This window comes from Micromonospora sp. KC723 (assembly GCF_004348595.1).
Lineage (GTDB): Bacteria > Actinomycetota > Actinomycetes > Mycobacteriales > Micromonosporaceae > Micromonospora.
Genome location: NZ_SMKD01000190.1, coordinates 1 through 8,265, shown reverse-complemented (window position 1 = coordinate 8,265; position 8,265 = coordinate 1). Strand labels below are relative to the sequence as shown.

The window sequence follows — 8,265 nt, the reverse complement described above, 5'->3', positions numbered from 1 at the left end:
GCGGCGGGGTGGTCGGTGGCGGCCCGTGGTAGGCGCGCCCGCCCGATGCCGGCGGGGCAGCCGAGGGTACCGGCGGCGGGACGTCCGTCGGGGCCGCCCACGGAGACCGGGCGGCGGTACGCGCGACCTGCGCACCCGACCCGTCCGGACCGTCGCTGCCGGGCGCGCCGTCCTCGGCGTTCTGCCCCTGGGACGGTGAAGCCTGGTCGGGGGCGCGCGACGCGGGGCCGGCATCCTCGGGTGGCCGTCGCCAGTAGTCGTCCTCGGAGCTGGCACCGCTGGGCGTCGTCACGCCGTCCGACGCTACCAACGCCCGGGGCTTTCGGCCGCCCGACGTGGTTGCCCCGCCGGCGGATATCGCCCCGTTCCCGGCGACGGTGCCCGTGCTTCCGGCCCGGATTAAGTTAGTCTTGTCGCTCGTGAGCACGCTGGATCCAGGCCTACGCGACGATGACCGTCCGGTCGATCTGACCGAGGATTTCGTGGTGCTGCCCGAACAGACGGTCGACGACACCGATCACGGCTGGGGCGAGCACGGCGGCGGCAACGACGACTGGCTGCTCGCCGAGCGTCCCCCGCACTGGGACTGATCGGCCCCGCGCCGCTCAACCTCGGACGACGACCGCGAAGCGGCTCCCCTCCGGCTGACCCACCGTGCGCCGCGCCTGATCCGGCCCGAGGGCCAGGTAGAGCGCCGACGAGCCGTCCCCGATGTCGTCGCCCACCACGTCGAGCACCAGCGCCCCGGACGCCAACGGCAGCGCCTCGGCCGCCGCCCGCCCGGCCGGTACGACCAGCAGGTCGACCCGGGCGCCGGGCCGGAGGACGGCGAGAGCGGCCGGCTCGGCGAGCCGGACCGGCACGCCCACCGCTCCGGACGGCAGCGGGAGCGGGCTCGGTCGGCCGTCGGCCCCCGGCCCGGGTGCCGAGCTGAGCGGCCCGGCCCTCGCGGCGATGTCATCGCCGCCGCGTCGCGCGTCCAGCGTGCCCGTCACCCGGTGCCCGGAGGGCGGCGCGGCGGCCGTCGACGGGACCGGCCCGGGCGTGGGGCAGCCGCCGGCACCGTCGAGTACGAGAGCGGCGAGCCCGAGCAGCACGGCGACCAGCCCGGCCCGCAGCAGCGCCCCGCCGGTCGGCAGGCGGGGCCAGCGCACGGGACTCAGCGAGCCCTCCCCCGTCGGGTCACCGCCCGCCACGACACCACCTCCGGCCTCACCCGTCACGGCACGGCGGCCCCGTGCCGCCGCCCGTTGTCTGGTCGTACGGTAGGCGGGCCCGCCGGCGCGACGGCACCTGCGGTGGCGGCCTGTGGACAACGAACGGGGCCTGTGGACAAAGCCCGCCGGCGGCGTCGATCTGCTAGTCGTGCCGCCCGCGCGGGCCGAGCGCGGCGTGGCACCGCGCGGGCCGAGCGCGGCGTACCGCCAGGCAGGCCCGGGGTGAGGGAGGCGTGGGACGACGGCGGGGTGCCCGTACGCCGACGACCCCCGCGGCCCGGAGGCGGCGGGGGTGCGGCGGAGCGACGGTCAGGAAGAGCTGGCGGTGCTGGCGGCCGGGGTCTTGCTCGCCGTGCCGTTCGCGGAGCCGGAGGTGCCGGTGCTCGACGAACTGGCCGAGGACGACGCCGAGGAATCCGACGACGTGCCGCCCTCGGTCTTCGCCGGCTTGGCGGCGGTGCCGCCGTTGGTGCTCTCCGAGCCGGAGGAACGGGAGTCGGTGCGGTAGAAGCCCGAGCCCTTGAACACGATGCCGACCGAGTTGAAGACCTTGCGCAGCCGCCCCTCGCACGTGGGGCACTCGGTCAGCGGCTCGTCAGAGAAGGACTGCACCGCCTCGAGTTGGTGGCCGCACGCGGTGCAGGCGTACTGGTACGTGGGCACGTTCTCCTCCGGATCTGGCACGGCCGGTTGGCACTCGACGTCTTCGAGTGCCAATGGTGCGTCATGGCACCCGGGTTCGTCCAGCGGACGTGGGGGGATCGACACCGGGCGCGTCGTCCAGCGTACGCAGGCCGCCCGACGGGGTGATCACGGCGCGTACCGGACGGTCGTGCGGCTGGGCGGGCAGCGCCTCGACCAGTTCGCCGTCGTGCAGCAGCGCCACGGTCAGCGTGGCCTGCGGGACGCGGGCCAGCGCCCGGTCGTACGAGCCACCGCCGCGGCCCAGCCGCAGGCCCCGCCGGTCCACCGCCAACGCCGGCACGACCACCAGCTCCGCCCCGGCGATCGCCGACCGCCCCCACCGCGGCCCGGCGGGCTCGCGCATCCCCCGCCCGGCCGCCACCAGCGCACCCGGTCCGGCGTACGCGGCCCAGTCCAGATCCAGGTCGTCGCGGAGCACCGGCAGCAGCAACTCGGCGCCGTCGGGGAGCGCGGCGCGCAGCGCCTCGGGAAGGTCCGGCCCGCCGGGCTCGGAGCCGACCGGCACGTACCCCGTCATCCGGCGCGGGCGCAGCCGGCGTACCAGACCGACCAGCTCGGCCACGACGGACGCGGCGGCGTCGGCGCGCTGGGCGGCGGTCAGCGCGCTTCGGGCGGCCAGCGCCGTCACCCGTGCCGCACGCTTCGGTTCCGCGCCATCAGAGAAATCCGTCACGCAACACTCCTGACGCAACGTGTGCCCACCGGTCGCTGTGTGTCAGCATCGCAGGAACGGGCCGGGGACTTCCGGGGGGAAGCGTTGACGCTACGCGGGCGGTTGACGGTGGCCTTCCTCGCGGTGGTGCTCGGGCCCGTGCTGCTCGGCGCGGTCTTCGTCGGAGCCACCCTCAGCGCCGTCGACCGTAACCGTTCCGCCGAACGCCTCGGGCTCGCCGCGTCCACCGTCCGCACCTCCGTCGACGCGCTCTGCCAGCAACTGCGGGCCGCCGCCGACGCGGTGGCGCTGCGTACCGACCCCGCCGCCCGCGCCGGCGCCGCCGGCCAGGTGGTCGGCCGGGGGATCGCCGCCGCCGTCCTGGTCGCCGACGTCGCCGGCAACACCACGTACGTCACCCCCGGCGCACCCCCGACCCCCTGGCACGACTGCGCGGGCGCTCAGGTCGCCGACGGGCCGGTACGGGCCGTCAGCGCCCGGGTCGACCTGCGCGACCCGGCCGGCGCCGCGCTCGGCTCGGTGGCCGCCGCCCAGGTGGTCGACCCGGCGTTCGTGGGCCGGCTGGCCGCCGCCACCGGCGTCGGGGTCACCCTGCTCGACGGCGACGCCGACCGGGTCACCTTCACCACCGAGACCGACGGGGTACGGGAGACGGTGCTGGCCGCCACCGGCGAGCAGGTCATCGAGACCCCCGACGGCCGGTACGCGCGCCGCCTCGGCCCGTCGCCGGGCCAGCCGCTGCCGCTGGTCCTCTCCGTCGCCGGCGAGCAGCCAGCCGGGCCGCCCACCGTGCTGCTCGGCGCGGTGCTGCTCGCCGTCGTGCTGGCGGTGCTGGCCGCCTGGCGGCTGGGTCGGGTGACCACCCGGCCGCTGGTCGAGCTGGCCGGCGCGGTGGACCGGGTCGCCCGTGGTGACCTGACCGCCCGGGTACCGGTACGCAGCCGGGACGAGATCGGCCGGTTGGCCGCGGCGTTCAACCAGATGACCCGGGAGACCGCCAGCTATGTGGCGGCGTTGACCAGTAGCCGGGACCAGCTACGCGGGCACCTCGCGGTGCTCGGCGACACCCTGGCCAGCACCCACGATTTGCAACGCATCCTGCGGGTGATCCTGCGCAGCGCGATCGCCGCCACCGGGGCCCGGGCCGGGGCGGTGCTGCTGCTGGACAGCGGCGACGTGCTGGTGGGGCGGTGCGCCGAAGGGTTGGCGGGGCGGCTGCCGGTGGGCGAGCCGCTGCGGGTACCGGTCGGTGCCGGGGTGATCGGCCTGGTGGCGGCCACCGGGGAGGCGCGGCGGGGACGGGTGGAACCGGCGGACGCCCCGGCGGGGGAGCCGCGCTGCGAGACGTACGTGGCGGTGCCGTTCGCCGCGCCCGCCGCCGATGCGGCAGTGGGGGTGCTGGTCCTGTACGACCGGCTGGGCGGCGCCGAGTTCGACGACGACGACCTGGCGACCCTGCGTACCTTCGCCGGGCACGCGGCGGTGGCGGTGGAGAACGTCCGGGTCCACGAGGAGGCGCAGCGGCTCTCGATGACCGACCCGCTGACCGGGCTGTGGAACTACCGTTACCTGCGCGAGTCGCTGCGTCGCGAGGTGGAACGGGCCAACCGGTTCGGGCGGACGCTGAGCATCCTCGTGCTCGACCTGGACCGGTTCAAGCGGGTCAACGACTCGTACGGCCACGCCGCGGGGGACGCCGTGCTGGCCGAGTTCGCCAAGCGGCTGCGCGGCGAGATCCGCGAGGTCGACCTGGCGTTCCGGCAGGGTGGCGAGGAGTTCGTACTGCTGCTGCCGGAGACCGACGCCCGGGGCGCGGCGATCGTCGCGGAGCGGCTCGGCGCGGCCCTGCGGGACACCCCGATCACGGTGGACGAGGAGTTGGCCATCCCGGTGACCGTCTCCATCGGCATCGCCGTCTACCCGGACCACGCCGGTACCGGCCAGGAGGTGCTGGACGCCGCGGACGAGGCGCTCTACGCGGCGAAGGCCGCCGGGCGCGACGCGTACCGGATCGCCGGCCGACGGTCGGACGCGGTGGCCGAGGAGATCGCGGTGCCGGCCGGCCCGGCGAGCCCGGAGGACGGGCTGCCCAGGGCCGGTCCCGGGATCCGACCCATGGCGGAGGGCACCGGCCGGCACGCCACCGGAGCGTCCCGTGCCGCCCCCGGTGTGCCGCGGCCGGCGACCGGCGGCGCGTCTTCCGGTCCTCACCCGCCGCGGCAGAGCCGTGGCCGATAGTCTCGCGACATGTCGGAGTACTCAGCGAACCTCTCACCGTCCGCGGCGACCGGCCGCCCCCGCGCGGCCAAGGCCGTCATCCCGGCCGCGGGCCTGGCCACCCGGTTCCTGCCGGCCACCAAGGCGGTTCCCAAGGAACTGCTGCCGGTCGTCGACCGGCCGGTGCTGCAGTACATCGTCGAGGAGGCCACCCAGGCCGGCATCACCGACGTGCTGCTGATCACCGGGCGCGGCAAGACGGCCATGGTGGACCACTTCGACCGCCGACCCGACCTGGAGGAACGGCTGGCGGAGAAGCCCGAGCTGCTGGCCGCCGTGAAGCGCACCGAGGAACTGGCCGACATCCACACTCGCCGCCAGCCCGAGCAGCTCGGCCTCGGCCACGCCGTCGGGTACGCCGAGTCGCACGTCGGCGACGAGCCCTTCGCGGTGCTGCTCGGCGACGAGTTCGTGAAGCCGTCCGAGCCGCTGCTGCCGGCCATGTTGGAGCTTCAGGCCCGCACCGGCGGCGTGGTGCTGGCCTTCTTCGAGGTCGACCCCGCTGAGACCAAGCGGTACGGCATCGCCTCGGTCGAGCCGGCCGAGGCGGAGCTGACCGACATCGGCGAGGTCGTCCGGGTCACCGGGATGGTGGAGAAGCCGAAGCCGGAGGAGGCGCCGAGCAACCTGGCCGTCCTCGGCCGGTACGTGCTGCCGGGGCGGATCTTCGACGCGATCCGGCGCACCGAGCCCGGCAGCGGCGGCGAGATCCAGCTGACCGACGCGATGGAGCTGCTGCGCGGCGAGGGGGTGCCGGTGCACGCGATCGTCTACCGGGGCACCCGCTACGACACCGGCATGCCGCTGGGCTACCTGCAGACAGTGGTGCAGATCGCCGCCGAGCGCGACGACCTCGGCACGGAGTTCCGTAAGTGGCTGGTCGAGTTCGTCAACTCCGACGCGTCGGGCGGTCCTAATACATGACCGCGACGGCCGACGCCGAGGCGGCCGCGAACGAGTTGACGCCGCTCGCCGACTACCTGGGCAGCGTGCTGCGCAGGTTGCGCGCGCTGCCACCACTCGACCTCGACCTCACCCAGGCGTACGGCAACGTCCTCGCCGAGGACGTCGTCGCACCGCACTCGTTCCCCGCCTTCGACCAGGCGGCGGTGGACGGGTACGCCGCGCGCTGGGAGGACCTCGTCGGCTACGGCCCGGTCCCCTCCGGCGGGCCGGGCGGCCGTACCGTGCGGTTGAACGTGGTCGGCGACCTGGGCGCGGCGAGCTGGCGGCCGGTGCGACTCACCCCCGGCTCGTGCTTCTCGGTGGCGGCCGGGGCACCGCTGCCCGTCGCCGCGGACGTGGTGGTCCCGGTCGAGTGGACCGACCAGGGCATGGCCGCGGTCGAGATCTTCCGCACCCCCAAGCGGGGGTACGGCGTCCGCCGCGCCGGTGAGGAACTGCCCGCCGGCACCCTGCTCGCCCGCGCCGGCACGTACGTCTCACCGGCGCTGGTCGCCGTGCTGGCCGCCACCGGAATCGGGCACGTGGTGGTCCGGCCCAGTCCGCGGGTGGTCATCGTGGCCACCGGCGACGAACTGGTCGACGTGGGCCGGGGCAGCCAGCCCGGCCAGGTGGTGGACGCCAACTCGCACGCGTTGACGGCCGCCGCGGCCGAGGCGGGCGCCCTGGCGTACCGGGTGGGCATCTGCGACGACGACCCGGAGGGGTTGCGCGGCCTGCTGGAGGACCAGACCCTGCGGGCCGACCTGATCATCACGACCGGGGGGACCGGCACCGGCCCGGGGGACATGGTCCGCCGGATCCTGTCCCGCCGGGAGGGTGGCCGCGCCGGCCCGGTCACCTTCACCGACGTGGCGCTCTATCCCGGCACCGCGCTCGGGTTCGGCACGGTCGGCGCCGAGGAGGTGCCGGTGGTGTGCCTCCCCGGCGAACCCGGCGCGGCCCTGATCGGCTTCGAGGTGCTGGCCCGGCCCGCCATCAACCTGCTGGCCGGGGCCGAGCCGGTGTTCCGGCCCAGCGTCCGGGCGCACCTGCTGGAGACCATCACGTCTCCCGGCGGGCTGCGGGAGTTCCGCCCCGCGCATGTCGCGGAGCGGCGCGGCGGCGGCTACACCGTCCAACCGTTGCCGGGCGGACCTTTCACCCTCTCCGGACTTGCCGAGGCCAACGGGTTGATGGTTCTCGGTGAACGGGTCACCACGGCCGCGGCCGGTTCCACCGTGGACGTGCTGCTGCTGGACCGGCGCCGGTGACCGGCCGGCTGTGGCGTCATCGTCGGGGAGTGGGAGGCTGACCCGGTGAGCTGGTTCTCGGAGGCACCCGGCTGGCCCGCGGTGCTGGTGGACGGCCCGGTGGTGCTGCGGCCATACCGGCGGTCGGACGCGAGTGCCTGGTCGGAGGTACGCCGCGCCAACAAGGCGTGGCTGTCCCCTTGGGAGTCCCACCTGCCGGGCACGTGGGACGAGACCAACTCGCCGGCCGCGTTCCGCTACGTCCACGCCGACCAGCGCCGCTCGGCGCGCGGCGGGGAGGGGCTGCCCTTCGCGGTCTGCCTCCGGGAGGACGGCAGGGAACGGCTGGTCGGCCACCTCAACGTCGGCAACATCGTCCGGCGGGCGTTCTGTTCGGGGTACGTCGGGTACTGGGTGGACTCCCGGGTGGCCGGGCGCGGGATCATCCCCACCGCGCTGGCGCTCGCTGTGGACCACGCCTTCGGCCCAGGCGGACTGCACCGTGTCGAGGTCAACATCCGGCCGGAGAACAAGCCGTCCCGGCGGGTGGTGGAGAAGCTCGGTTTCCGCGAGGAGGCGTACCACATCCGCTACATGCACATCGACGGGGCGTGGCGCGACCACATCGGATACGCGATGACCAGCGAGGAGGTGGCCGCCGAGGGTGGCCTGCTGGCCCGCTGGCACCGGATCCGGTCCGCCGCCGGGTGAGCCGTCCCACGCACGGGATCGGCGCGGCGCGTCGGCATGACAGTTGACAGCCCGTAACCTCAGGTAACTGCAAGCTGCGGCAAGCGCTGCCCGCCCGTACGATCTGCGCCCCGGACGACCGTCCAAGGAAGATCCTGCGGCGGCCCGGTGGTTGCCCCGAATTCGGTGACGGGAGGGGTGAGGGTGCCGACCTCGGTGCTCCTCGCCGTCCTCGCCGCCGCCGGCCTGCTCGCCCTCGCCCCGGCGCTCGTCCGCCGGTACGACGCCACCGAGCGGCTGGTGGCGGAGCGGGCGCAGTCGACGGCGCGGGTGCTCCAGCGCCGCCGACGCCGTCGTACTGTGCCCGGCCGGCGACCGGTCAACCCGTCCCGCGCGCTGGTTGTCACCCTCAGTGAGAACTCGGCCACTGGGAAGCTGGCCGCCCCCGTCTCCGCGCCACCCGCTCCCGTTCGCCGCTCCGGCCGGCTGCGGGCCGTACCGCCCCCGC

Annotated in this window: 8 protein-coding genes and 2 pseudogenes; 6 read left to right on the top strand and 4 right to left on the bottom strand. The window is 75.3% G+C overall.

The window, feature by feature from the left end; translation table 11 throughout:
* Positions 1-292, bottom strand: a pseudogene (locus E1165_RS29605) (hypothetical protein); the annotation flags it as partial.
* 127 nt (positions 293-419) lie between these two features.
* Here E1165_RS29605 and E1165_RS29250 point away from each other — a divergent pair.
* Positions 420-590, top strand: a complete 171-nt coding sequence (locus E1165_RS29250) for a hypothetical protein (protein WP_165945330.1) — start codon at positions 420-422, stop codon at positions 588-590.
* Positions 591-605: 15 nt separating this feature from the next.
* Here E1165_RS29250 and E1165_RS26515 read toward each other — a convergent pair whose 3' ends face one another.
* From E1165_RS26515 to E1165_RS26505, 3 genes are all read right to left on the bottom strand, one after another.
* A complete protein-coding gene (locus tag E1165_RS26515) occupies positions 606-1,196 on the bottom strand; it encodes a flagellar biosynthesis protein FlgA (protein ID WP_243705001.1) in 591 nt (196 codons plus the stop codon).
* A gap of 330 nt (positions 1,197-1,526) precedes the next feature.
* On the bottom strand, positions 1,527-1,880 hold the full coding sequence (locus tag E1165_RS26510; RefSeq protein WP_132394451.1) for an FmdB family zinc ribbon protein: 354 nt from the start codon (positions 1,878-1,880) through the stop codon (positions 1,527-1,529).
* A 61-nt stretch (positions 1,881-1,941) separates the two neighbouring features.
* A complete protein-coding gene (locus tag E1165_RS26505; RefSeq protein WP_132394450.1) occupies positions 1,942-2,595 on the bottom strand; it encodes a 5-formyltetrahydrofolate cyclo-ligase in 654 nt (217 codons plus the stop codon).
* An 84-nt stretch (positions 2,596-2,679) separates the two neighbouring features.
* On the opposite strand from E1165_RS26505, the gene E1165_RS26500 reads away from it, so the two are divergent.
* The 5 genes and pseudogenes from E1165_RS26500 to E1165_RS26480 form a co-directional block, all read left to right on the top strand.
* Entirely contained in the window at positions 2,680-4,833 is a 2,154-nt protein-coding gene (locus E1165_RS26500) for a diguanylate cyclase (protein ID WP_207917047.1), read from the top strand.
* Between the two features lie 9 nt (positions 4,834-4,842).
* Positions 4,843-5,796, top strand: coding sequence for a UTP--glucose-1-phosphate uridylyltransferase (locus E1165_RS26495; RefSeq protein WP_132394449.1), 954 nt, complete (start codon positions 4,843-4,845; stop codon positions 5,794-5,796).
* Positions 5,793-7,088 (top strand): gephyrin-like molybdotransferase Glp, encoded by a 1,296-nt coding sequence (gene glp, locus E1165_RS26490; RefSeq protein WP_132394448.1) that lies wholly within the window; start codon positions 5,793-5,795, stop codon positions 7,086-7,088. The genes E1165_RS26495 and glp overlap by 4 nt, the downstream gene beginning before the upstream one ends.
* A gap of 81 nt (positions 7,089-7,169) precedes the next feature.
* Complete coding sequence (locus E1165_RS26485) at positions 7,170-7,778, top strand: GNAT family N-acetyltransferase (RefSeq protein ID WP_132394452.1); 609 nt, start codon at positions 7,170-7,172, stop codon at positions 7,776-7,778.
* Between the two features lie 177 nt (positions 7,779-7,955).
* Positions 7,956-8,265, top strand: a pseudogene (locus tag E1165_RS26480) (hypothetical protein); the annotation flags it as partial.

What these genes read in the sequence shown, in the direction of transcription:
- E1165_RS26495 (WP_132394449.1), top strand. Translation starts at nt 4,843, where the DNA reads ATGTCGGAGTACTCAGCGAACCTCTCACCGTCCGCGGCGACCGGCCGC.
- glp (WP_132394448.1), top strand. Translation starts at nt 5,793, where the DNA reads ATGACCGCGACGGCCGACGCCGAGGCGGCCGCGAACGAGTTGACGCCG.